The 26927-nt window shown below is 34.6% G+C and carries 24 protein-coding genes and 1 pseudogene; 5 read left to right on the forward strand and 20 right to left on the reverse strand.

All coding sequences use genetic code 11. The features are described 5' to 3' along the window. Positions 1-73: 73 nt before the first annotated feature. Positions 74-1180, forward strand: coding sequence for a glycosyltransferase family 4 protein (locus tag G634_RS0100605; protein ID WP_026503664.1), 1107 nt, complete (start codon positions 74-76; stop codon positions 1178-1180). Between the two features lie 82 nt (positions 1181-1262). On the opposite strand, the gene G634_RS0100610 is transcribed toward G634_RS0100605, so the two are convergent. The 5 genes from G634_RS0100610 to G634_RS17405 all read right to left on the reverse strand — a co-directional run bounded on the left by G634_RS0100610 (position 1263) and on the right by G634_RS17405 (position 10002). Beyond that, positions 1263-2951 carry an AAA family ATPase gene (locus G634_RS0100610; protein WP_330364719.1) on the reverse strand — a complete coding sequence of 563 codons (1689 nt, stop codon included), beginning with the start codon at positions 2949-2951 and terminating at the stop codon, positions 1263-1265. Continuing rightward, positions 2911-4155, reverse strand: coding sequence for an acyltransferase family protein (locus tag G634_RS0100615; protein WP_026503666.1), 1245 nt, complete (start codon positions 4153-4155; stop codon positions 2911-2913). The genes G634_RS0100610 and G634_RS0100615 overlap by 41 nt, the downstream gene beginning before the upstream one ends. A gap of 11 nt (positions 4156-4166) precedes the next feature. Next, on the reverse strand, positions 4167-5234 hold the full coding sequence (locus G634_RS0100620; protein WP_026503667.1) for an acyltransferase family protein: 1068 nt from the start codon (positions 5232-5234) through the stop codon (positions 4167-4169). Then, entirely contained in the window at positions 5234-8215 is a 2982-nt protein-coding gene (locus G634_RS0100625) for a YfhO family protein (RefSeq protein ID WP_026503668.1), read from the reverse strand. The genes G634_RS0100620 and G634_RS0100625 overlap by 1 nt, the downstream gene beginning before the upstream one ends. 263 nt (positions 8216-8478) lie before the next feature. Next, entirely contained in the window at positions 8479-10002 is a 1524-nt protein-coding gene (locus G634_RS17405; RefSeq protein WP_330364720.1) for an AAA family ATPase, read from the reverse strand. A gap of 212 nt (positions 10003-10214) precedes the next feature. Between G634_RS17405 and G634_RS0100635 the strand changes: the two genes are divergently transcribed. Both G634_RS0100635 and G634_RS0100640 read left to right on the forward strand, forming a co-directional pair. After that, a complete protein-coding gene (locus G634_RS0100635; RefSeq protein ID WP_026503669.1) occupies positions 10215-10418 on the forward strand; it encodes a hypothetical protein in 204 nt (67 codons plus the stop codon). 64 nt (positions 10419-10482) lie between these two features. Further along, positions 10483-10713, forward strand: a complete 231-nt coding sequence (locus G634_RS0100640) for a hypothetical protein (RefSeq protein ID WP_026503670.1) — start codon at positions 10483-10485, stop codon at positions 10711-10713. Positions 10714-11148: 435 nt separating this feature from the next. Here the strand turns inward: G634_RS0100640 and G634_RS0100655 are convergent, their stop codons facing one another. The 3 genes from G634_RS0100655 to G634_RS0100665 all read right to left on the reverse strand — a co-directional run bounded on the left by G634_RS0100655 (position 11149) and on the right by G634_RS0100665 (position 14714). Then, complete coding sequence (locus G634_RS0100655) at positions 11149-12810, reverse strand: ATP-binding protein (protein WP_026503672.1); 1662 nt, start codon at positions 12808-12810, stop codon at positions 11149-11151. 448 nt (positions 12811-13258) lie between these two features. Continuing rightward, positions 13259-13843, reverse strand: coding sequence for a hypothetical protein (locus G634_RS0100660; RefSeq protein ID WP_026503673.1), 585 nt, complete (start codon positions 13841-13843; stop codon positions 13259-13261). Further along, the gene (locus G634_RS0100665; protein WP_026503674.1) at positions 13827-14714 is read right to left on the reverse strand and encodes a hypothetical protein; all 888 of its coding nucleotides are present in this window, start codon (positions 14712-14714) and stop codon (positions 13827-13829) included. Before G634_RS0100665 ends, G634_RS0100660 begins: the two co-directional genes overlap by 17 nt. Positions 14715-14793: 79 nt before the next feature. Between G634_RS0100665 and G634_RS21045 the strand changes: the two genes are divergently transcribed. Then, positions 14794-14964 (forward strand): hypothetical protein, encoded by a 171-nt coding sequence (locus G634_RS21045; protein WP_155830472.1) that lies wholly within the window; start codon positions 14794-14796, stop codon positions 14962-14964. A gap of 345 nt (positions 14965-15309) precedes the next feature. Here the strand turns inward: G634_RS21045 and G634_RS0100675 are convergent, their stop codons facing one another. The 4 genes and pseudogenes from G634_RS0100675 to G634_RS20670 form a co-directional block, all read right to left on the reverse strand. After that, positions 15310-15555, reverse strand: coding sequence for a hypothetical protein (locus G634_RS0100675; protein WP_026503675.1), 246 nt, complete (start codon positions 15553-15555; stop codon positions 15310-15312). Positions 15556-15576: 21 nt separating this feature from the next. After that, on the reverse strand, positions 15577-16503 hold the full coding sequence (locus G634_RS0100680) for a Kiwa anti-phage protein KwaB-like domain-containing protein (RefSeq protein ID WP_026503676.1): 927 nt from the start codon (positions 16501-16503) through the stop codon (positions 15577-15579). 297 nt (positions 16504-16800) lie between these two features. Further along, positions 16801-16980, reverse strand: a complete 180-nt coding sequence (locus tag G634_RS0100685; protein ID WP_026503677.1) for a hypothetical protein — start codon at positions 16978-16980, stop codon at positions 16801-16803. 167 nt (positions 16981-17147) lie between these two features. Beyond that, positions 17148-17435: pseudogene (locus G634_RS20670) on the reverse strand (transposase); the annotation flags it as partial. Positions 17436-17496: 61 nt separating this feature from the next. Between G634_RS20670 and G634_RS17410 the strand changes: the two are divergent. Continuing rightward, positions 17497-17760 (forward strand): IS3 family transposase, encoded by a 264-nt coding sequence (locus tag G634_RS17410; protein WP_256379353.1) that lies wholly within the window; start codon positions 17497-17499, stop codon positions 17758-17760. 272 nt (positions 17761-18032) lie between these two features. Here the strand turns inward: G634_RS17410 and G634_RS17415 are convergent, their stop codons facing one another. The 8 genes from G634_RS17415 to G634_RS19960 are packed head-to-tail and all read right to left on the reverse strand — an operon-like array spanning position 18033 to position 26900. Next, complete coding sequence (locus tag G634_RS17415; RefSeq protein ID WP_051233584.1) at positions 18033-18953, reverse strand: glycosyltransferase family 2 protein; 921 nt, start codon at positions 18951-18953, stop codon at positions 18033-18035. Next, on the reverse strand, positions 18953-20038 hold the full coding sequence (locus G634_RS19955) for a glycosyltransferase family 2 protein (protein WP_051233585.1): 1086 nt from the start codon (positions 20036-20038) through the stop codon (positions 18953-18955). The genes G634_RS17415 and G634_RS19955 overlap by 1 nt, the downstream gene beginning before the upstream one ends. Further along, complete coding sequence (locus G634_RS0100705; protein ID WP_026503679.1) at positions 20035-21537, reverse strand: glycosyltransferase family 4 protein; 1503 nt, start codon at positions 21535-21537, stop codon at positions 20035-20037. The genes G634_RS19955 and G634_RS0100705 overlap by 4 nt, the downstream gene beginning before the upstream one ends. Beyond that, entirely contained in the window at positions 21534-22634 is a 1101-nt protein-coding gene (gene wecB / locus G634_RS0100710; RefSeq protein WP_026503680.1) for a non-hydrolyzing UDP-N-acetylglucosamine 2-epimerase, read from the reverse strand. The genes G634_RS0100705 and wecB overlap by 4 nt, the downstream gene beginning before the upstream one ends. Positions 22635-22645: 11 nt before the next feature. After that, positions 22646-24169 (reverse strand): class I SAM-dependent methyltransferase, encoded by a 1524-nt coding sequence (locus tag G634_RS17430; protein ID WP_081676396.1) that lies wholly within the window; start codon positions 24167-24169, stop codon positions 22646-22648. Positions 24170-24173: 4 nt separating this feature from the next. Next, complete coding sequence (locus G634_RS0100720; protein WP_026503681.1) at positions 24174-25328, reverse strand: Coenzyme F420 hydrogenase/dehydrogenase, beta subunit C-terminal domain; 1155 nt, start codon at positions 25326-25328, stop codon at positions 24174-24176. After that, positions 25321-26415, reverse strand: a complete 1095-nt coding sequence (locus G634_RS0100725; RefSeq protein ID WP_026503682.1) for a polysaccharide pyruvyl transferase family protein — start codon at positions 26413-26415, stop codon at positions 25321-25323. Before G634_RS0100725 ends, G634_RS0100720 begins: the two co-directional genes overlap by 8 nt. Next, the gene (locus G634_RS19960; RefSeq protein ID WP_051233586.1) at positions 26415-26900 is read right to left on the reverse strand and encodes a polysaccharide pyruvyl transferase family protein; all 486 of its coding nucleotides are present in this window, start codon (positions 26898-26900) and stop codon (positions 26415-26417) included. Before G634_RS19960 ends, G634_RS0100725 begins: the two co-directional genes overlap by 1 nt. Positions 26901-26927: the final 27 nt, after the last annotated feature.

Here is a 26927-nt window from a genome sequence, read left to right on the forward strand (position 1 = left end):
TCCTGCAAAGAATAAACTCTTATTTCAGCAAATACAACAATATTTAACTTTGCAAAATAGAAAGGCAGCCCAGATGAACATAGCATTTTTAATATTTTCTTTCAACATTGGTGGAATAGAACGATTACTAATAGATATGAGCAACAACATGTCGGCAAATGGTCACAACATTTTCCTTATTGTTATTAATGATGACTTTAATAAAGACTTATTAGGACTACTCTCTCCAAAGGTCCATATCATATTCCTGCACCGCCAGATGGGTGAAAAAAAGCTTTTCCCATATATGTTAAAGCTAGCTAAAATAGTAAAAAGAAATAAAATTCAGGTTCTCCATTGTCAGGGAATAAACTGCGTCATCTTCTCTTTTATCGTTAAAGCTTTTTCACATAAGACTGCTATTCTCAACACAGTCCACGATAATGGAAACTATACCAGAACATATTCGAAGAAAAAAATTTTCTTGGCGCACCTTTTGCTTGATATGACTATAGCTATATCGGACTCGGTAAGAAATGAGATTTTGTCGCAAGGTATTGATTCAGACAAAGTTGTTACCATTCACAATGCAATTGATATTGATAAATTTCAATACGTTCCTAGAAAAGAAAAAAAATTTAATAAAAATACCCCTATTGAAATCGTAAACGTAGCAAGATTTATGCCGGAGAAAAAAGGGCAGGATTTGCTGGTAAATGCTGCCAAAAAGCTTGTTAAAAAATATCCATTACTTCATATCACATTTGCTGGGGCTGTTGCTAGGAATCAAGAAGAAAGCTATCACAAAATCCTTGAATACATCAAAGAAGCAGATTTAGAAAAAAATATTTCTTTTGCCGGAAATGTTGATAATATCCCAGAACTTCTCTCTACAGCTGACCTTTTCGTGCTTCCATCAAGATATGAAGGATTCGGAATCGCACTTGTAGAAGCTCTTGCAACAGGACTTGTAGTAGTTGCATCCAACTTGGAAGGACCTGCTGAAATTATGAAATGTCATCCTGAATATGGACTTTTGTTCGAGCCAGGTAACGCAGATGATTTAGCAGTCAAAATCAATGATGTGATAACTAATTTTTCTTCCTATAATCCAGAGCTGATTTCTCAAAAAGTCCGAAAAGACTACAATATGGACAATATGTGTCTGCAGCATATAAGCTTATATAGGGCGCTTTTATAAGAGTAGCGCCCCATATAAGTTTACTATGTTGTATATATTGCGTTTCTCTAATACTTTGTACACTTAAATAAATCACTACTTGCTATAGCATCTTAACTTTGCATCTTTTCTTATAGCAAGCTATGCCATATTTCCTGATTATATCCATTCCGTCATCAATCAGTGACCTGACATAGTCTTTATCGTTAATTTGTTTTAGAGCATCATCACAATAAGCTTCTAATCTCTCATCCTCAGCATATTTTATTTCTAATACCACGCCTACTCTCTTCTCTGCTGATTTTATAATAATATCAGCAAATCCCTCTCCGGATTCTCTATTTGAAACAACTGCATTAGAAACGGCACTTAGTATTCCCAACAAATATCCGTGATAGAAATTCTCTTTCATTTCTTTTTTAACATTAGTATCACGAATACTGATATGACTGATTAGATAGTCACCAAAAATCTTTTCTATTTTCTCTAACCTGCCCTCTATTATTGCATCAAAAAGGCATGCGGCTTTTTGAGAATTATTAATAGCATCTTTTTTCAAATACTGATAGATATTGCTCTTTACAAGTGAATATATCTCCCTATTTGGAATAACTAGTTCATATTCTCCATATTCATTTCTGGATCTCATTGTCAGATATCCAGTCATGTATAGAACGCTCCAGATATTATCAATTGAATCACTTATATCCCTATAGGTAAGTTCTGAATGAATCTCTTTTTTTACTGATTCTCCTGATAGCAACATTTCTATCTCATGCTTGGTCTGATCATTTGCTCCTGCAATCATATCATAGAGAAGGTCATTGCCGCTTGTGTTGGACCAATACAATTCCGGAGCTGCATCTTTATCTGCTCTCAACGTCTGCACATAGTTTATAACATCCCATGGACAATATACATTAGCCTTTCCAAATCTATATCCGTCATACCATTCTTTTACAAGATTACACTTTTCTTTAAATCCGTAATTATCTAAAAGCTTTTCAACTTCTTTATCTGAGAAACCAAACCATTCACTAAAACCAACATCTGATATAGACTGAACTCTAAGATTATTTAATCCAGTAAAAATGCTCTCTTTGGCAATTCTTAAACACCCTGTAAGGACTGATAGTTTCAAACTATCATTACTTTTTAGGACAGCGCTTAATAAATCTCTTATAAGTGCTGACATCTCATCATAATACTTTCCAAGGTGAGCTTTATCAAGTGGAACATCATATTCATCTATTAACAGAACAACTTTTTTCTCATAGTGTTTTTCTAATATATGAGTCAGATTCATCAAACTGTTTCTTAGAACCATATCATCCATTGCAAATTCGCCATTTTTCACCTCGACAATTGCTTGAAAGATAGATTTTTCTTCATTCGTTAATTTATCGTCCTGTAATACACCTATATACTTAAGAGCTTCTTTTCCGATGATTGTCTTTATTTGAGATTTAGCTTCATTAATGTCAATGCCCGAAACATCTTTCAAGGTAATAGATATGACTGGATACTTACCAAGATATTCATCACACATATCTTTTTCTTCTGATATCCTAAGCCCATCAAACAAAGAATTATCTGTTCCTATGCCAAAAAAAGCTTTAAGCATGCTCATATTAAGCGATTTACCAAATCGCCTTGGCCTGGTAAACAGCGTAACTTCGGCCCTATTCATCAATAAGTCTGCAATCAGGCCCGTTTTATCAACATAGTAATAATTTTCTCTTATTATTTTTTCAAAGCTTTCTATTCCAATCGGTAACGCTCTTGTAGTCATATGCATCCTCTTTTTTCACCAAACAGCTACTTAACCTTCTCCACATAATTGCCAATATTAAAGTTAGCATAAGTCCAAGTGCTGCCTTTACTACAGTATATACGTACTCTTCGCCAATAGTATGCCACACCACAATCTCTGAATATCTAAGCACTGTTCCATGAACTAAATACAGTATTCCACTAAGCAACGCAAGATACTGAACAGCAGGCATAGTTAGAACCTTTGAAAGACTTCCCTCTTCTTTTGCAAAAATCCATATAAAAATACATGCTTCCATGCCAAATATAATAGAAATACCATTTGGCATTGTTTTCAAAAAAGCCTCGCAATTGCACTTAGTAACAACAATATTAGTTATCAGCATCAATAAAACTATAGCGATTTCACAAATAGTATATAGTAACGCTGAGCTCTTTATAGTTAATCCACCTTTTTTATCAGAAGCGTTTTTATCAATTGCTAAAATTGACTTGTTATCTGAAACTGATAATATCTTCTTATTGGCTGATTTTTTGGAAATCTCTCCTGGCATTTTTTGATTCAAAAACTTCAAATGATACAAACACCCAAGATTACATCCAATAAAAAATTCAAATATACGATAAAAAGGATTGTAATAGGTAAACCACTTTCCTATATCATAATTTACATAAGCCACTCCTACTCCCAGCAACATCATTATTATAAAAGAAAATAGAATATTAGCTTGTAATTTTTTCTTATTCTTCTTATACAACATCATTTGTATTACCGGAAAAAGCATGTAAATAAAAAACAATGCGCTCATATACCAAAAAGATGGTACAATAGGCGGAATTCTTAATGTCTCTGGAACAAATGACTGCACCAGTAAAGCCTCTGCAATAAAATCTATAATCAAAGTTTTTATAGTATTGGCACTATCTGAGTGTAGTATTTCCAAAATATATGGAAATACCGCTGCACACAACACGATAAAATATAAAAGATATAGCTTTTTTATCTTGTTAAATGCATAAAAAAAACAATTCGTGGGACTTATTTCTATTTTCTCATTATAGTGATTATAAGTCATACAAAAACCTGATAACAGAAAAAATATAGTAACGCCAATTGCTCCACCGTACTCAAAAAAATTTGTTTTTTTAAAAAAACAATGGTAAAAAAACACCATAAAAAAAGCAATTACTCTAATCCCCTGTATTGCCTTATTTTTCTTCATTTTCCTCTCCTTTAATCCCCTAACAAAAGCTTTGAAGCTTTTTCGTTCTTCCTTATACCTTTAATAACAATCCCACAAAACAGCATTAACAAAACAGTTTCTAACAGCAAGATAACTGGATTAAAGAAAAGTTTAGATGTCAGCTTTGGCATGCAATAATTCTCGAACAATCCACTTATAATGTATATTCCTATCGTATTTCTTCCTATTTTGGAAAGTTCTAACACCACTTTGCTATTTTCTTTTCCACTAATAATAATCTTTACAAAGAGAATAAAACAAATGCATCCGACATATCCAATAATCCACCTAAACGTATTATTATAGATTTGAGTACAGACATCTTTACTCAGCAAAGTTACACCAGTTGTATACGCATAGGTATCTCTAGTCATAAATGGAAACATTAACACAAATATCCCCGAAAAAAGAATCAAAGTTATAATCTCGTTCTTTCTAAAACATGAAATAATCCTGGTATCTTGCAGATTAAAATGGTGCCAGTAAAATCCCGTCACAAAATAAATGCTGCAATATTTATAACAATTAAAACTGTATGAATCAGGTGTAACATGCATTAAAGCAAATATGCATAGTAAATACACAGCCTTACAAAGGCTATTCTTTATCTTTAATACAGGAATCATTAATACACTGTATATAAGAAGTGCCCACAAAAACCACCAGTTTTTCACAAACGTTTCAAAATACACCCTAATGCAATGAAGAGGATACGGGTATTCAGCCCACTTTAAACCTCGTATAATCGTCACCAAAAAATGCACCAGATTCCACATAGCCATAGGAACAAAGATTTTGTAAAATCTCGACCTGCATATTTCTCTTATAGTGTGCCTTTTTGCTGACATAGAAAAGAAATAACCACTTATGAGCATGAACAAAGGCATATGAAATGTATAAATAAGTTTGAATAAAAAGTTACCAAAAAACAGCCTATCATCTGCTAGATACTCTCGTCCAGATCCAAACTGTATATTATGCCCCATTACTACTAATATAATTCCAATTCCTTTAAGAACATCTGGAAGAACCATCCTTTTTGAAGATACCAAATTCATTATTTTTTCTCCATTTTAATAGTCACAATAGCTCTTACAATAAGTATTATAAAAAAGGCCAATCCAATAACACTTATTACTCCACCAGCCAAAAGGCCTACAGTATTGTATGTAAATGCTATTTCATGCTTTCCTTTAGGAACCTTCACAGCCATAAAGCCATAGTCCGCCTTTTTTATATCAGTCTTTTGACCATCAATCTCACATGACCAACCATCGCTATACGGGAAGCTAACAAACATCCATTTTGCATCACTTATTTCATCTGTTCTAAAGATAAAACTGTTATCTTCATGTTCTCTATCCGTGATAATATTTGAGTTTTCTAATAACTTTTTGTAGTTATCCTCATAATCAACCATCTTATTAAGAATTAATTCAAAACCATCATAATTATAAACAGCATCATCCTGAAATGTCAGTTCAACGCATCCATTTTGAATACAAGATGACACATTTATTAAATAGTCATAATTTCCATGATAGAACCACTCAATCTTTGGATCCCAGATTCTAATCGATCTATCAGCTAATTGGATATTATTAGCAAACTCCGGATGAGATGTCAGATTTTTTATCTTCAAATACAACTCACATCCATAGTTATCAACATCCTTCATACGAGAATCTGTACTATCAAAAACAAGCTTAATCTTAGCGCCCTTCTTACCAGAAAGCGTTTTATCATCAGTTTTAACATCTTCAAACTCCATCTTAAACGGAATTTGTTCCTGAACTTTGACATAGTCTTTAGTATTAAAACTACTATCTCCACTAATTGCTTTATAAGTGTTACCAGATGAATTGTCATAGCACTCTTTAACACTATACTCATTATTAGGAGTTATTCTATTGTCCACAATAACCGCTTTAGTAAGAAGATTCATCTTAGAAATATAATCAAGCTCTTCTACTTGATCCTCGCCTATAGCCTCATCATACATAATGCCAAGAGGAAGAAAATGGTCATTTTTTACTATTTCCATTTCTTTTCCCTCTGAATCTGTATTCTTGGCATACGAAGATACACTAAATAAAGACTCTAGAATCTTCCTCGAATCAAGTCCTTGCAGACAAAAAGTCTGGATAATTGCCGGTGAAACTCTCATTTTCTCGAAAAAGTTAAAAATCTGCCCGTTGCACAAACTATAATACATATATGTGCTGTTAATACCAAGTTGAAGCGGTGCATCTAGCGAAGTATCATTTACATCAATCCTGTTAAACTCATTTTCCCTGCTATTACCTGCAAATTCAGATAATTTCGAATCTTTAATCCTGCAATCAACAAAGTTTAATGCAATAAAGTCAGAAGCAGCACCAGAACCACCTATTTTAATCGGCGCATTTTCAAGAAACATAGTCAATATCATATTTACCAGCATTAAGGAAAGTAGCATCCTTTGAAATTTAAAAATACTTATATTACTAGCCTCTTTGCTACGCAATTTGCCGACTTTTTTATAATCTTCTTTTTTGCAAACTTCTTTTTTACAATCTTCTTTTCTGTCTATCACTTCATTTTGATTAGTAATAATTTTTAAAATCTTATAACCCACAGCCCACAATGCAGAGTATATAGCAACCCTGACAAGCTTCTGTGATGCAGTAGTATCCGAAATACCAATTCCAAATATTAAAACTGCATAAGTTATAAAGTAACACCAAAGCCTTCTTTTAGACATATGACTTATAAAATCATCAAGATAATCCAAAGATGCAAATATTAAAAAGAAAATTCCAATATAAATCCATCTAATCTCAGGATGAGAAAATCCATTCATTATCGTGCATACTGCTGGAAAAAAATATCCTATAACTGAAACAAGACATAATAAAGAATTCTTAGTACCTCTTCTTAAATGATTTTTCAATTGCTCTTCTTGATGTTCTTCTGAATAATCCTCTAAATCTCCTTCTATATATTGTCCCAAGTTTTTTCCTGAATATTTCCTGTTACATTTGCCACTACAAATATAGTAAATATTGCTAATACAACAAATGCAAATAAAAAACATCATTATTGTAAGCACTAGTCCATATTCATACAGTCCCCTTGTAGGTAGCATAATATTAGACAACACTTCTTTTAAATGCTTCCATTCGTAGACAAAATAACTATTAAAAAAAGACACATTCGTGGACTGTCCTCTTTGAGTTTGAAAATAGTAAATAACCTGAGGAAGAAGTAAAAACGCCGACATAGCTACGCCGACAGTCGCAGATGCTGCAATATTAAACAGTCTTTTTAAAATATCACTTGCCTTAACTGCTTCACTTTCTCTATCCTTAATCATGAAAAATAAAGATAAGATAAGATAAAAAAGACATGCCAAAATGTCCATGTACAAAAAATAGAACCCGCACATAGACTGTAGAAAAATCACGCATATAAAATATATGTTATCTTTCAAAGATGCCTTCTTCTCTAAGATTTTATCTATTCCGAGTATAATCAATGGGAAGTATACAGGACTTGAAACAAAAGTAAATGCTGAAAGCCCTATTATTATAGTGGAAAAACTAAATGCATATAAAAGTCCGCCAATAATAGCCTTAATATCATCGAACTTCTTGAATCTTGCATAAATGATGAAATTAAGTCCGCATAAATACAACCTTACAACCACCATTAATGAAAAGCAATAACTCATATACTTCTCAGGAAAAAAGACTGATGGCAAAGTAAAAATATCTCCAAGTCCGTAAAAACCCAAAACACCTATGATATCATCACCAAATCCAAGTGTAGTATCATAAGTCGAAAAGTGTCCATGCAAAATATCGGGAATTAAATTCCTATATATCTTTGCAAGCTTACACAAAACAGGATAGAACTGATTAAAATTGTCATTAAACGATACAAAACTTCTGTGCAAAATAATCTGCGGAGAAAAGATTATTCCTCCGCAAATAAAAAACAGTATTGAATACTTTATAAAAATGTTTTTCTTTTCGAATTTATCAAGCAAAGTCTTCATAATGTCTTCAACAACCACTTATACTTTTATTATCTTATTTTTCCTAGCAACAAAAACAATATAACACCAACAAATAAGCGCTGTAAACAGCGAAATCATTTGGTGACAATATAGAACAGTATTATTGCCTCCTCCTAACCCTATTGAATGGAATGGTGACAATATCATTCACATTATTTAAGTACAACTTTTTCTATTATACAGGTATGTTTCTTTAGCTTTTTATCATAACTTATCCCTACTATTATTACAAAATCTACTTTTCATTCTTCCGCAACAAGGCCTTTAAATCTCTGAATATATTTTTTTCTCTTAATCTGATCTATAGCTTCGTTAGCTGTCGAGTCCAACTTGAGTTCTAATACTATTCCGACTCTTTCATCATATTTAGGATAAAAAATAAAATCAACGAATCCTTTTCCACTTTTATCTTCTCTATGCACATCGAATCTATCTCTTGCAGATAAATATGCCAAATTTACTACAGCAGATAAATCCGATTCATTATTATATTGTAAAATCGGGGTTTCAGAATCATGAATTTCCTCTAAAACATCTGCTATAATATTCCCTTCACAATTTAATGTTGCTGATACAACTTTCTCTGATTCCTTTGATAATCTATGCACATAACCCAGGCTTTCTTCCTTGCAAAGCATATCAGCAAATTGTCCCATCAGCTCTCTGTTAGGAATCATCACATATCCTTTTGAAAAACTTAGAAAGCCATACACAACCATTGCTGATAATATTTCATCTCTCGTCTTAAGGTTCATTGATGTAGCTGCATACTCCTTTGCTTCACATCTAACCTTTTCTCCCGATATCATTAATGCCAAATCATCTTTTACACCATCAACATTGTTCTTTATATAATAAAAAATTTCATCATAAGGACCTGAACTTGTCCAGTAATTTCCTAAATTATTGTTTGTAAGCGCAGCTATTACAGATCTAGGGTTATATACTCTATCCCCTAAAAACGTATGATAACCATCATACCAATCTCCCAGCTCTTCTAATGTCAATCTTGGATTTCTCACAGTAGTTAAAAATGATTTGAACAATTTCTCCACTTCATACTGAGAAAAGCCAAAAAACTTGCTGAATTTTTCTTCACTTGCCATAGTGTATTCTAAAAACATGTTCAATTCTGAACCACTAGAGTATTTGGCAATAGGCAATATCCCCGTCATATATGCCAGTTCTACGTATGCCTGATCCTTAAGCAAATTTTTCAAAAACAGTAAATATCGCTCACGATCACGTTCAGTTATAAAATTCATATGGAAGACTGCATCCCATTCGTCAAGAATAAATATAAACTGAGTCCCTGTTTCATCAAATATTTTTCGGAGATATTCTGTTACTGTGCTTCCTTTTCTGCATTCCACACCACTAAATTCTCTTATCAAATCATCAATCAGTATACTCTTAATAGTTTCAATATAACAATCATAACTATCGCACATATCATCCATTTTACTAAAGTCAATACTAATGACATGATGCTTATTTAAGTATTTTTTATAAACAAGACTATTTTCCACGTTACACTGTGAAAACAGCTCATGAGAATCAAATGCACAGCAAAAGAAAGCAGACAACATATTTGCCGCTGCTGTTTTTCCAAATCTACGGGGTCTGGTAATACATATATAGTTTTCAGTAGTCCCTATCCTGTCGCTTACTTCACATATAAGATTTGTTTTATCAACAAACCATTTACTATTCCTGATTTTTTTGTAAAGTACATATGAATCTCTAGAATCCAAGTACAATCCCATTGTTTATGCATACCTCCGCAAGTACATTTTAACCCATTCAATCATAAATCTTGATATTATTAATCACTTAATACAATCTCTAGGCAAAAAGCTTGACTGTATTCCACATATCACTTTTCAAACCAATAGTATAATCCGCAAGTACTCTCTGCCAAGATCTATTAGGTACTTTTTTGAACGTTTTCATTTATCAACTGTTCTTAAAGCATCAAATGCCAAGAAATCAAAAGGCGCATACACCGCTCCAGATAATGAGTTATGCATTTGCTTTGATGTTTAGGAACAAATCAATGTATATGGATATGATTCTTGGTAATAACGAATTATCTTTTGCCAAAGATACATACTATCGTTTCATGAAGAGTATCAGCATAAATTGGATTCGTTTTACTACACTTCTTGCTGCCAACATATGATGCTTGCAGTAGAAAACCGTGAATCAGAAGATCCGAGGACTTTAGGTGAGCTATTTGCTTATTTATGGATGAAGTTGCCGACGTCACATTTGCCTATGCTTTCAACATCATCATGGAAATTTTCTCGAATATGATGATTGAAGAATTTGACCTCAATGAAGAAAAAATATCTTCAATGATAGACAAGTTTGTTTCCGCACTTACACCTTCCATGCAGCGCCATCTTCAGGCGGCAAGATTGGTACTTAATTGCCAATTTCTATTGAATTTTCAAAGTTCAATCGCGGTTTTATAACTGCGAAGTTTCAGTTAGTAAAAAATGCTGACGTTTTGATATATTCCTAATTAAAATATTTAAAAAAGGAATTAGTAAATAGAAAACCAAAAAGCAAGCAGTAAAATTTTTATCAATCTCAGTTATGGGAATAAGCGCTTTAATAAAGGATAGCAACGTATATTTCTGATATCCAGCAATAAAGAATATAGCCATGAATACATACTTATAAAAAAGCCATTCAAAGACTAACTTAGCAAACTTCTTAGCTGTGATATTGTGCTCACACATGAAATAACCAGTTATCAAAACGAAGGAATTTATACCTATTTTCCCCCTGTTTTTGCTACGTAATCTGATTTTCCAACAGATTCAGTATCCATGTCCAATTCCTCTTTGAGATTTAAATAAAAGCCATATAAAATTCTATAAACCATTACCCAGTTCTGATAATTCCTATGCTTCTTTCCATTCAACAATATTACGCTTATCCCTATTATAAGAAAACTCAACACCAATCTTATGAATGATCTGACCTTTCTCTTCCGCATTAACAAGATATTTATTTACATACTCTTTCTTTTCAATCTGTTCAAGCGCTTCCTCAACAGTTTTCTCGAACTTAAACTCAAAAATGTAAAGATGCTTACCAGCTTCCATTACTGCATCTATTCTGCCTATATTAGTTGCCTCTTCTACATCAATATCCATTCCACACAAAAAGAAGACCGTATACATAATAGACTGATAGTATTTCTCTTCTGCAATCTGAATAGAATATGGAATATTAGCAAAGACATTTTCCATATATTTTCTAATATCGTTGCTATTTCCTTCTCTAGCAGCACGCTTAATAAAATCGACTGTGGCTGAAAAGTCAGCAAGATCCTCATCTACAAATAGAGACACTATACTCTTTTGAAAAGAATCTCTAACTTCTTTATTAGGAAAATGCATTGGATAATACGAATCACTTAATCCATCCTCCGGAACATCACCAATTGTCATATATCCTGTCTGGTATAGCAGCTGCATAAATTTCTGTTTACCAATTTGTTTTCTGGATATATTATCTCTGATACCTTCTACGGAAAATGCAAACTCAGTAATATCAAATACGCTAAATGTATCTCTTGAAATAATAGGATTTCTGACATCATCAAGTGTAATATGTATTAACTGCATGGTCTTGGTTAATACTTTTGGTGTTCCAGTTTCAAACCAGTAATTTGAAAAAATACCTTCACTCCTAAAAAAAGAACCTATAGAAACAGGATTATAAACGCTTTCCTCCCTGGGAAAGAATCTAAAGCCATCGTACCATCTTTTCAAGGCCTCAAGAATACCTTTTCGATCTAGCAAAATTCGATTTTCATCATATATCCTTTTTTTTACCAATTCATCTATATATTCGCCAAAGTACATTTCAATTTCATCTGCAGTATATCCAAACATACAAGCGTACTTTTTATCCATACTGATGTCCGTCAGGCTATTAAGCTTACTAAAAATAGACAGTTTAGCAAACTTAATAACTCCGGTCATAAATACAAAACGCTCATATTGCTCATATCCCTTGATCATTTGGTAGAATGTTTCCATGAAGGTACGAAAGACTTCAGCTTCATCCTCATTTTCCAAATGCTCCATTATTGGCTTGTCATATTCATCAATAAGAACTACAACTCCCACAGAATTCTTGCGATACAAGCCCTCTATGAGTTCGCCAAAAAGAAGGGCTGGGTCTTCGTTTTGAACTCTAACCCCATAGCTTTCAGCAATATTGTTAAGTGTCTGAACAAGCCAGGAAGATAATAAATCTATTCTTGTCAGATTTGCTCTTCCAAAATCCAAATGAATAATCGGGTACTCTTCCCAGTTATAATTGGTTTCTTTATATATATAGCAATCTTTGAATAATTCTTTTTGACCTCTAAATATAGCCTCTATGGTAGATATAGTAAGACTCTTACCAAATCTTCTGGGGCGAGCGCAGAAAAACTGCCCCTTGGCAGCCGTGACTATATCGTACAGATATTTCGTCTTATCAATATATATGCAATTATTTTCAATTAAATCTTTAAACGAATAAATTGAGGTTGATATTTCTTTGCTCATAGTTCATTTCCCCTAATATGCAAAACAAAACACTTTACTACTAATCCTCAAGTTTCTTGCACGGGTTCTCCAGAATATCTGATCAACTAACGCCTATGCAATCAAACTAGCGTATTTAAGTGAATTAGTATTATTATTTATGCGTATGTGTTTAGTATACGCTTAGCACAAATTCCCCGCAACTATCACAAATGCATAGTTTTTTGTCACTTCGTTCCAAAAACTAAGCAAACAAGCCATTTTAAGACGACTTCGTCGTGGGCTTGTTTGCCACTTGAATCATATTCTCACGAAATCCGCAGAAAATGCGGATTTCTGAATCGAAGTCACAAGAATATATAACTTCTTGTCACTTTGTTCCAAAAGTCATGCAAATGGAGCGTAGGTGGAATTTACCTCTTCACTGAAATTATAATTCAAATTATTGCGCCTGGCACCTAGATTCTTGCTACTCCACCCCTTCCAACATTTCTTCAACAGAATCATATACAAAAATGTAATAGTACCCATTTTCAAAAACCATTTTTCCGTTTTTGAGTAATGGACACGTATCAAAACCACGATCATCAACTTTATTATAAAAAATAAATGTTTTGCCAATAGGTAAGCTCTCTGCATGTTCTAAAAGCTGAAGCCATTCAAGTATTTCTAAATTATTCTTTCCATCCAAGCTCCATCCTATATCCCACATTTCTATCTGGCCATTAGATAGCTCTGTTAAAACATTGCACTGCCAAAAGGAGCCAAAACCCTGATAATACTCATTTTCAAGCAGGTATTCAACCGCCTGTTTTTGTGAATAGGAGGAGTGCCAAGCATACTTGGGTTGTGTTTGTTCTCCCTCTACAGATGCCTTTGAGCAAATGCAGACAGCCGCTGCAATAACAGCTACAATTATCTTTTTTATTGCAACATAATTCCATTCTTCGCTTTCGATCTCTATTACCACCATCGAAATAGCAAATGGTATTAGAGTCAAAAAAACTGTGGACAGTAGTAATCCAGAAAATAAAACATCAATAAATGAACCCAAAGCGCAGAATGGTAATATGCCACCAACGTCTGTTTATCAGAATCGAGTTTTTTAAATACAAAAGAAGACGAATAGAGCAGAAGAAAACAATAATTCCAAAAAGGATGCCCACAACAGAAGCAATTCCAATAAAATTAAAAATGTTAGCTCCTGGTTGATAACCAAAATAACAAAAATAATCTCTCAATAAGTCTTCTATAGATCTTGGAAATTCAGAATAGCAAGAAATAAAATCAAATGTACAAAAATGATAATTCTTAGTTAATACCATTTCATTAAATATCATCCCAGCTCCGCCCAAAATCAGCATCAACATTGAGAGATACAGCTTTTTTAAGGATTTTTTCTCTTTATCAAAAAAGACCAATATCAAGCACGTAAGAACTAGTGGGACAAATACTGAATAAATCAAGCGAATTCCGTTCAATCCACACAAAAAAGATACTAAAAGACACAACATTATTTGGAGCTTAAAAGTTCCTTTTGTTTCTATTTTCTTATAACAGGATATAAACAATGAAATCAGTATCATTGCCAATATAATATGAGATAAGTAATATAGCCCCCAAATAGCATAGAAATAGTACTCTCTTCCAAATGGCCAAGCCATAATACCAGCTCCAAATGCAGCGTATTCTCTTCTACATCCTGCCATTATAAGAAAAATGTAACTGATCAGAACAGTTACCATTATCATCAGTAATCCACCAATAATCCTAGCTCTATGCCAATTGTCAGGATAAAACAATAATCCTATTCTAAGAAACCATTGCTGGCAAAATACTCTCAATTCTGTAGAATAATACCATGTTTTAGAAATAATGCTTCCATTCTCGTTTAAATCTTTAGCCAGCATCATTTCGGAAGCCATATCTGAATCATCCGGACAAATGACATCTCATAATGATCTTCTTAGAATGTAATTAATTACATTCTAAGGAGGGTATGAAATGAGGTGTCTTGAACCAATGAAAATCACTGAAATCCTTCGTCTGCGGGAAATGGAGCTTAACCTTCGCGACATAGCAGCGGCAGTTGAATGTTCCAAAACAACCGTTGGCGAAATCTTAAACAGGTGTAAGGAGTGTGGGCTCACATATGATGAAGCACTGCCAGATTAAATAATCTGAGCTCCTATTATTACGTAGATCACCTCCTTACAGAGCTACCAAAGCTCCGTGACGAGAATGGAAATATAGATACGGCATGTCTGGATCATTTATACCATAGTCCAAGACATTACCTGATAACTGCCGTAAACCACGCCGCAAATAAACTGCGGCGTTTATTTTACAGGTGGGCGGATTATTTGACGCTTACGCTTTAACTAAATTTTAAAATCCCGTATCCTATTTTAGTCAAGAAGGATCCCAGAAATACAAGCTTTCTAGAATCCTTCTTGACTTCATAACCGTTTTTCTTTGACTAATTCCTTGACTAAAAACTGACTTTCTTGACTAAATCTACTAGATCTTGCTTTCTTTCGCATCTTGTATTGTCAGCGTGTACTTCTCATCATCTGATACAAAAAATTTTCCAAAGAGTATAATCGCTGAAATCAGTAGTCCCAAAAGGATTCCTGTGATACCGATTATCTCCATCCATTTGTCGTCGCCACCATCCACCAGACTCTTGATATCAACGAATATAACGGTAATCCACAACGGCAAAAACGACAGGAAGTACATGCTAAAAGAAATAAAAACCGACATTTCCTATCTCCTTCTGCTTACCTAGTCTTTCGATTCGTCAACCTCCACCGGAACTTCTTCCAGGACATCCCACATAGCTTTACCGCAAAGAACCTTTACAAGATTTTCGGCATCAACCTTCTGTGATGTGTCAAACCGCTTATCTTCCGTCAACGGAATCTTGAAGTATTTTGCAGCTTTCTCTCGATTTTTCTTTTTTGTTAAAAGCTGTAGCTTTGATTTACTGAAAGCTGCAAAACGTCTTGGATTTTGTCCTGAAGAAGCAGTGCTACGAAACATATCTGGATCAGAAATAATTTTCATCTCTTCTATCTCATCAATAGCTTCACTGCACTTAAGTTTATAGGCGCGTTCCATATTGAACAGTGTTTCTCCAGACATGTCCAAGAAATAAACTGTCCGGTCATATATGATGACATTCATGGAAGTACGAAGGTTTAAAACCTTATCAGGAATTTCCCAAAACTTGCCTTTATCATGCCAAAACCGATTCTTTAACGTTGTTATCGGTGTATTCATCGATATCAATTTAATCTGATGTTCTTCACCGTTGCACCTCATGTTCCCGCAAAGGACATATGCCTGAGCTTTCAAACTGAGCGGATCTGCTTCCGTGTCGGAATCTGCTATTCCTTGGAGGAGTGCATCCAAATCAATTTCTATATCGGGATTATCTTCACTGATCCTATAAATTGTTGTGGAATTGCAAGTACCGTCGTACTCACGAACATCCACATACTTATTCAAATTATTCTTCTCTTCGCCAGTATAGCCGGATGAAATGTCTTGAATTAGAACACTCAGTCTTTCAGAAGGTTCTAATTCAATTCTTCTACAATTATATGTCGTACCATGACGTTTTGAATGAGCAAAGCTGAGTAAATGTGCATGCCATTCCTTACAATCAGGCAATGCGCTAAAAATCTCCTTTACCAAATCTAATGACATAAACTCATCTCTCCTTTACGTAGTAGTGTCTATTCTATGTTGGCCAAGCTTACCCCAGCTTCTCCTTAAGATCCGCCTCAAACTGCTGTATTTCAACCAAGCATTCGTCCAAGCCAGCAAAGATCTCTTCTTTTGACAGTTTCTCTCCAAATGTGATCGTCTAGGTCCTAAACAGTTAAGAAAATACCCTTCAATTCCGAAAGGCTATTAATCACAGCCATACTACAACAATCCATATCCTCTGGAATAAAGATACGACACTCTGGCACCAATCGCCTTGTTATTAAGTTTGCCGATCTATTGCATATAAATGCCAGCACTATAAATATTCTCATCATCTACACGCCATACTAGCAGATAATTGTTTTCATCTAAGAACCTAATAATAAAATCATCAGTATATCCAGGGTCAATTACTATTATCTTGGGCATTTCCTCATAAAGCGCCTCAAAGTACTCATCCATTATAATAGGCATAACCTGACCAATCGGGAACTGATAAGAATATCTTGTTGCATGTTCTCTCTTACTTAATACATATATTATATCCCAGTTTCCATATACTGTTGTAGACCTTTCTCGTTAGCATAATATGTTGTGGTCAAGCTTTTTTGTAACGGCGTAGCCTAATAGCCGCCACAAGGCTATAGAACCTCGTAGCGCGCCTCAAAAGGCGTTTTATAATTGTTATAAGAATGCGGGCGAGAATGGTTGTATTCAACGTACGCATAGTCTTCTACGGCGTTGTAGAGTTCTTCTTCCGCATGATAGTAGTGATGGTTGATTAGGTCATTTTTTAATGTATTGAAATACCGCTCCATCGGTGCGTTATCATAAGGATAGCCCGCTTTGCTCATGCTTTGAGATATTCCAAGGTGCTCACAAAACTCGGTAAAATCTTTCGATGTAAACTGACTACCTTGATCCGAATTATCCCGAATTCGGCATAATTCGGACCAAGGCTGTCATTATACAAGTATTAGTTTTACCAAGCTGGTTAAAGACAAGGGGCTTAGGCAATCGATGTCTAGGAAGGCCAATTGTTGGGATAATGCTCCACAGGAAAGTTTCTTTGGGCACATGAAAGATGAGATAGATCTGTCGGAATGTCAAAAATATAGAGAAGTGAAAGCAATCATAGATGATTGGATGGACTACTATAACAACGAAAGATATCAGTGGCAGTTAGCAAAGTTATCTCCAAATGAATATTACAATTACATTACCACAGGAGTGTATCCTCTTGGGAATGTTTGATATATATAATATGTGCTGTAAATATATATATACCTATAGCTTAATTTGTACTTGACATGGGGTACACTTTAGTTAGCCTTCTCTAAAAAACTACTAGTTTTTTCGTCTTTTTAGAGTTTCTCATATTAATGCTAACTATCCTAGGCGCAGACTTTTAGGTTTACCATAGTTATACAGTACCTTAGGAATATGGTGCAACTCACCATTCAAGTATGCCTTTATTCAGTATTCATAGTCTTCTGCCAAAAACAAATCCGAATCATAATCCTCTATTATTTCTGCAAGCTGCTTTCTATAAAAATCTTATGATACCCTTTTTCTACTATTGATTTAGGCGCAGTTATAATTCTATAAAAAGAACTCTTAAAACGCCTCATTAAATCTTTGCTCTTAAATCCTTTGTCCTTTAAATAATAGCCTCTTCTCACACTATTATACATTTTTTTATCATCTATAAGACTTAATTGCTCCCAATAAAAGGTATTTCTATCATTCTGATTATTGCAGTAAGCAATCAATTCCTCTTCATGTGCAGCCTTTGCCCTGTAGGTTTGTAATCTTATTTCATTTCTCCTTGTAGCAGTCAGGCTCTTGTCATGCCAACCATAGTCATACAAATTTTTTTTAAGGTGGACCATATTTCCGTCCAAATAGGCGCGAATCCAGTATTCATAATCTTCTGCTAAGAACATATCTGGATCATATACCCCTATCCTATCAGCCAATTCCTTCTTGTACAGAAAACATGCCCCAACTGGATTTATATATACCATTTCATCTGGCTCAGGCTTCTTCATCTCTTCTCTTAGACTTCCATCCATGTTTACTATAGAAAAATCAGTATATACAAAATCAACCTGAGGGTTATCATCAAGATATTTAACCATAGTTTCTATGGCATCTGGATGATATTTATTATCGTCAGATGTCCATGTTAAATATTCACCAGTAGCCATTGCAAAACCATTATTTAACGACCGTGGCAATTTCTGGTTAGTCCCATTATTTACAACTCTAATACGATTATCTCTTCTAGCCCAGTTTTCCATTATTGACTTTGTATTATCGGTGGAGCAGTCATTGACAATAATAAGCTCAATATTATTATAAGTCTGATTTACAACACTTTTAATTGCGTCATCAATGCTACCTTCCCCATTATATACAGGAAGCACTATACTAACTTTCTTCATCAATGTCTCAAAACCTTTCTCAGTAATACATTTATTTTTGTTTTTACTAATGTGTTAATCCATTCTGCCTCTAGCATTGACCAATTATGCCCAGAAATAAATAACAAACTCTTTCCTAAAGGCTGAGGCAACAAAAAGCCATCTAGATTTACATCCTCAAATACCCCTGTTGCTAATGCCATATCTTTGATATCCTTACTCCGGCTGTGAACTTCGCCGAACTTTACGTCTCTCATCATCCATTCCAGGATTACATTCAAAAGATATATCCGATAAATATCCAATTGACGGCATATTTTTTCGTTATTAGTTTTTTCATAGAATGGTTTTAAAAAATTGTATAATTCATCTATTTCCAATGCTTGTTTTTTGTCTCTATTTCTGACCATAGATGTCTCAACAACTCGGTAATAGTATCCTGTAATACTATTATCCACAACAACCTTTTGACAAGATAATATATAGGGATAAGAAAATGCGGAGTCTTCACCAATTCTTATGTTTTCAGGAATACTAAGTGCATGTTCTTTAAGTTTACTTGTCTTATATATTTTCATACAGGTAGATGGAAAAACAGAGAAATCATACCACCTCTCGTTCTTACAATTAACATTTTCAAAAAGACCGCATAGATTTTCTCCTGAGTATATCCCTGATTCCATGTGCTGTTGTATTATTTCGCACTTATCTTTTGAGTAATACTGTGTAAAACTAACTGCCACTAGATCAGGTTTCTCTGCAACAACTATTTCCATCATTTTTGAATAATAATCAGCAGAAATGAAATCGTCACCGTCAACAAATGCAATATACTCAGCTGTAGCCTCTTTAATACCCGTTTTTCTGGCCGCAATTAGTCCAGCATTTTGCTTATGTATAACTTTCACTCTACTGTCTATAGCAGCATATTCATCGCAAATTATGCCCTCTTGTCCCTTCGAGCCATCATCAACAAGTATTATTTCCAAGTTTTTATATACCTGATTTATTATGCTATCGATGCATTCTCTTAAATATTCTTCAACACCATAAACCGGCACAACCACCGAAAGCAGTGGCAAATCCATCTTTTCTATCTTTGTCATGATAAGAATCCTTTCACCGCTTTTAATACTTTCTTTGCATATCTAGGAGCCCCTAAAACCCGTTGTCCCACTTTATAGTCGAAACTATTATTTAAAGTATTGTCATACCCCAACTTCATTTTCTCTATAAGAACAGGCATAATATTTCTGTCAGTATCATTCATATCCTTAGCCTTATAATATGCCCTATCTTCTATGGTTTTCCCCTCGCACACGATAGCTATGATATCTTCCCATACCTTTCTATAATCTATAGCTAAGAGATTGTCAAAACTCCTCCTTGCATCCTTCTCCAGCTGAGTATATAGCCCAGCGTCAGACAAAACTCTTACGAGGTTCTCTGCCATACCAGCAACATCCCCAGCTTGTGCTGTTAGCACGCCAAGGCCATCCTTTGTAAGTGATAGAAACGGCATGTCATACATTACAAGCGGTATGCCATATGCTTTAGCTTCCAGAACCACCATTGGATAGCCTTCCATTTTCGAGGTAAATAGCATTACTCCACAAGATTGATAGAACTCCGTAATCTCATCCACAGACTTCTTGCCATGAAATACAATAGATGCTGATAGATTGTTGTCAGATGCATAAGCCTTCATCTCACCTATCAAAGCTTCATCTCCATCTCCGACAATATCAAGTACCGCATCAGGCATTTTTGCATGAACTGCCTTAAATATCTGCATTGCTTCCATAGGATATTTCTCGTTTGAGATTCGACCTATGAGCAAAATGTGCTTTCTAAGCCTATCTTTGCCTGGTGTACTAGATTTAAGATCTGCCGGAACAGGGTTATGAACTGCATAAGAATTGCATCCACATAGCTGATAGAATCTAGCATTTGTGTCAGACAACGACACAACAATGTCAGCCAGTTTAAACGCTTCTGGCTGATAGAGTGCCATCTTTCCACTACCAAAGCACCACGAAAAATGCCCATGGCAATATAGCACAACAGCTATCTTCATCATTTTCATGAGCATGCATTCCCATATGAAGTTTTGATTTGTCCAATCATGATATACGAGCAGATCAACTTGCTCAGATAGACAATATGTTTGAAGCTGTTCTAACCGTTCAAACATATTGCTTCCAGATATAACAATCCTTTTCACAGAATCAGGATAAGGATAATCCAAGGGATTCTCTTCTTCCCCTGTAAAGAAAACTACATTATAGCCCATCTCTACCCACAGAGTCATAAGCTCGGCGTTTACACGCTCTACGCCACCGTTATAACCTCTATGGTAGATTGTTGCTATAGTTCTAGGCCTCTGCCCCCCCCGAACTGCAGTTTGTATTCTAGAGAAAAAAGATACGGCTTTATCGAAAGACCATGTGATAGAAAGTGCTGCTAATACTTTTGCTGTGCCATATTTTCCCCACATATCTCTTAATTCAAAAGAAGTAGCTTCATAGACATCTTTATCAAGAGACGCAGAATTTGTATATGCTAATTTTCTACATTCATTAACTATTTGCTTATTAGAAATCATCTACTTAAAAGCGCCTCCACTATTCTCTCACTTGCACGTCCATCACCATACGGATTTATCGCATGCGCCATATTTTCATATGCATCAGAATCATCTAAGAGTTTCTTAGCTGATTCGTAAATATCATTTTCTTCAACACCAACAACCTTGACAGTTCCAGCTTCTACAGCCTCAGGTCGTTCTGTCTCTGTTCTTAGTACAAGAACAGGCTTCCCAAAGTGTGGAGCTTCCTCCTGAAGTCCTCCAGAATCTGTCATAATCATAAAGCTGCGTGCTAACAGATTATGCATGTCCAAAACATCAACAGGATCAATAAGCTTTATATTAGAAACATTGCCAAGCACATCAAATACAACATCTCTAACTGCCGGATTCAAATGTACTGGATATACAAAAGTAACATCCGCATACTCCACTGCAATTTTTTTTACAGCATTGCAAATATTTCTTAATGGCTGTCCAAGATTTTCTCTTCTATGGGCAGTCAGTGTTATAACCCTACTCGAGCTAAAGTCCAACGTATTCAAAGCTTCATCTGAAAACTTGTAATCCGATTTGACTGTATATTGGAACGCATCTATTACTGTGTTGCCTGTAACAAAGACATTATTATTTATTCCTTCACTTGACAGATTCTTCTTATTATCCTCTGTCGGAGCAAAAAACATAGTGCTTATTCTGTCAGTCAGAAGCCTATTCATTTCCTCTGGGAATGGAGAATAGATATTGCCTGTTCGCAGCCCCGCTTCAACATGTCCAACTGGAATCTGCTGATAAAACGCAGCCAAAGCTGCGGCATAAGATGTAGTAGTATCACCATGTACTAAAACCACATCAGGCTTTTCCTTCTGTAACACGGGCTCAATCTTTTCAAGTATAGATGTTGTAATAGTCGTAAGAGTCTGTCTATCCTTCATGATTTCCAAGTTATAATCTTCCTGAACATCAAAAGCATCCATAACCTGCTTAAGCATCTCTTTATGCTGACCTGTAAGACAAACTACACACTCTATATTTCTTTCTTCTTTTAATTTCAAAACCAGAGGGCACATCTTTATTGCCTCTGGTCTTGTTCCAAACACTACAAAAACTTTCATACTTGTTCTATTTATCCTTTTGTGATTATCCAAGCTCTGAATAATCCGTCATCCTTGTTTTCATAAGGAACAGATTTTACAATCTCTATAGTTCCACCACATTCTGCTGCAAAGGACTCCATATCTTCATCTGAAATCCACTGTTCCCACTCATATATCTCTAACTGCCCCAATTTTTCCAGCGGTTTATCAATGATTAATATCTTTCCACCAGACTTTGTAATTCTATACATTTCCTTGAAAGCTGCCTTTAAACTGATAGCATGTTCAAAACTCTCACAGGCATACACAATATCAAATCTATTGTCCTCATAGGAAATGTTGGTCATACTTCCGAGGCGCTTTTCCTTTACAACATTAACAGCAGACATCACATGCTCTGATATATCAGATGCATAATAATCATTATTAGGACAATCTTCTGCAAGTCTTTTAAGATATCTTCCCTTGCCACAGCCTATATCGCAAACTTGTAGTTTATTATTTTGTACTGCTGCGGACTCAATTGTTTCATTTACAAGCACGTACCTTCCATCATTTTTATCAATGTTATCCATGAAAGATGATGCTTGTTTCTCAAACTCGAGCTTCTCTTTTAATGCCAATGCATCTAAGAAGTACTTTACAGCCCAACTTATTTCCGCTTCAGGAAAATAATATGGTTTCTTTCGTCCTCTATAAAACTTAGCTATAAAGCCTGGTGCAGGATAACTTCCATACCATCCACCAGACTCATTTTGTAATTCAAGCGCATAGTAAAATAATGAATTACCTTTTTCTAATTCCCCAAGCTTGTACCATACAATAGCTAACTGAAAACATCCTGTTGAGCATACCCACGGAACATCATTAAGACCTGGTATAGCACCCTTTGATGTACGATACTGCTCAAGTCTATTCATCGATTCACGACAGAGCTCTACTTCTCCAAGGTCATATAACCCTTCCATAACGTATGCATAAAAATGAGACAATAAGCTAAAATTCTTGATTCTATCAAGCTTATTTGTCTTGTAATATTCAAGAATCTTATCTACTGCTTCCAAATATTCCGGCTTATTAAAAATATTTCCTGCTTCTCTAATAGGTGACAAACAATAGATATGGATAAGTTCTGAGCAAAAGTCCTCGTTATTCCCCCATGCATCTTTACTTGGTGTGGTAAGTCGACCATCTGTCTGCATATTAGAAAGAATCCAATCACAGCCCTTAATAATATGCTCATCAACAGCCGGTAAAATATCTCTTATAGCTACAAGACCTTTTAAAATCTGTGCTGAATCAAAAACATATGGGGCTACATCTCTACTATCGTACCATGAACCATCATCCTTCTGTATTGAACATAAATACTTTGCATATGCTATTGCTAAGTCACGTTCTCCCCACTGAAGAAGTGAAGGAATATAGTATCCTGTCACCTCTGGATAGATATAAGGCTCTTTAGAAGTTACGGTGATACCGTTTCCGTTAATAGTTTGATTTTCAATCCACTTTATTGCTTTTCTAAAATTTTCTACCTTGTTGGCATTCATTTGTTTATCTACTCCTTATCATTCTCATCAGTAGTCTCTTAGGCAGGCATAAAAAAGTTTTAAATTGTCTGATTCTTCTCTCTATCATTTCTTCATGCAATATTTTTCTTGCACCGCTTCTTGTATTCAATTCACAAGCCCGATTTTCCTTTGCAAGAGGACCATATATCCATTCCAAATCAGACGCTTCAATATCTCTAAACACACTTATTAACCCCTTGCTTTCCATTGCCTCAATCATAGTGATTATTTCCTGATTATTTGAAAACACCATTGTTTCGCCATCATTCTCACTGTCACTATGATATTTAACAAAATCTGCATCACCCATACATGCATCTGAATTAATCCCAAAATGATCAATGCAATTCACACATGCTTTTTGCCAAAAATACTCTGAATACTTTGTACTAAAGTATTCAGAGAATGGAACTGAAAAAATTTCAGTTCCATTCTCTATGTCATCATAGGCCCTGAAATTTCCAAACCATCCATTTCCTCTATACTTAATCATTTTAGGATTTTTAATTTTATATTTTTCAAGAAGATAATCTGTTGCCTCATAGCTTGGTACATGATTACACATCAAAGTAATCACGTATTTAATTCTACTATTCAGCACCTGATCTTCTTTCAGAAGTTTACTAATTCCTCTGGAAAGACAAGGCAAACATACTATCACATATCTTCCCTCATTTTGTTTTATTTCCTTGATAGATCTTCCAATATTTGCAGGACAATAGTTACTTCCAGAATGATTATATAGCAGAGAAGAATTCTTCTTATCAATTAAGCTATATCCCAAATCTTTGTCATTTTGATATATTCCAGCTGTAATAACGTAATCTACAACATCATTATCTAGCATGTATTTCAATAATTCGGTTGTTATTGCACCTGAAGCAGCCTCTTTTCTCACAACCGTGCTATTAGAATGCCCGTAAATCCTATATTTAAAACTTTGATAGCTTATTACGTCATTATTGAGATTTCCAGGGCAAATTCTTAAACACTTTCCACACTCAACACAAGTTTCATCTACTTTAGGTCTAAAGAAACCATTCTTTAAATGTATCGAAATCGCACCTGTTGGACATGCACTTTCGCATATTCCGCAACCAGAACACTTTTCATCCCAATTGGCACATACGTTATTCATTACCGCCTATACCTCTTATAAAAGCAAGCGACTCTTTACGCATTTCAAATAATCTCTTATTAATCTCTTCATAGTTCCAGTCAAAATTCAACGCTGAGTCCAAATTCGTTCCGCTTTTATACAAATCATATAATCCTAATTCTTGTAATAAAGTTGTTGATCTATTCTTTACGTATGCAACCTGATTAAAGACTATCTTCTTCTCAAAATTGATACTAAACATCAATCCATGAAATGTGCATGTCACCACGAACTCTGCGTCTCTAAACATCCCTATCCATGCTTTTGGGCCAATATCTGTAAGCCTAATATCACACCAGTCCGGCGCTATTCCTGCCCCAATAACAGTAAGCCCTTTATCCTTAGCATATCCAACAACACTATCTATTAACTCTTTTGGAAAATCATTTCCATAAACAAGAATATAATTCTCATATTTACTTTTAGGGATATCCTTATCTGACTTAAAGTCATATACAAGCGTTGGATCTAACACAAGTTTTGCGCAATCTTTGCCTAGAAGTGACATCACAATAGTTTTTGAGTTTTCATCTCTTACAGAAATATCGTCATAGGAATCCAATCCATTTTTTATAAACGGTTTAAATGTATCATCAGGATTCATATCCCCGAAACTTGCTGCATAAGAAACCAATTTATTGCAATTAAGTTTATTTCCAATCAAATGAATATCGTCGCCAAACTCAGGAATAGAGTACTCCCATATTGCATCGCTTCCGGTTACTATAACATCGAAATAACTGTTTTCTAAAGTTTTTTCATCACTTAACTCTATATGATCGATAGAATTCCAATCTTGTTCAAATCCTGGATAGCTTCTTTTTGGATTAACACAATATTTCAAGCACTCTTTGTAAAAATATGGTGATACCAGACATTTTACAGATGAAACTCTTGGTCTATTTTTCTTAAAATATAAATCCTGATGCCTCTGATGAAGATATGCTAAATGCTTTACTTCATATTTGTTGTAATTATTTTTCAACAATTTATTCAGGGCATACGCTTGTGCAAATGCTCCATAATTTGGCACACCCCAAAAAGTTAATATTCCAATCTTTCTCATCACTTAATCCTTATAATATTTTTAGCCTCATCAACTATTCTATTTTTTTGTATATAGAGAGATTCTTCTGAAACTTTTAATATGTCATTTGTTTTTTCGAGATTTTCCAATGCATAAAAGCATTTATATCTTTTCCCATTTTCCCAATATTTAACCGGTGTTCCATACATTAACGAGACTATTGTTGCGTGTACCAAATCTGTATATACAGTTCGAGCATTCGCATATACTGTCAAATAGTCGTATGGTGTATCAGATATCAATATAGTTTCATTACTATATTCTTTTCTATATTGATATTGCATATGCCAAGGGCGGACTACATTGTTTGCATCCTTAAATATTTCAGGCTCTTCAGAACGATTAAAAGTAACAACGTCATAATCACTATCTGCAAATCCTCTAGGATCAAAAACATCCACTGTCCAAAATGCACAGTCTACTCCTTTTACACATGGGGCAACATCCTTATATTGTTTATACACATCATCATCTCTACTTATGATTAACGC

Source organism: Butyrivibrio sp. NC3005 (assembly GCF_000424545.1).
Classification (GTDB): domain Bacteria; phylum Bacillota; class Clostridia; order Lachnospirales; family Lachnospiraceae; genus Butyrivibrio.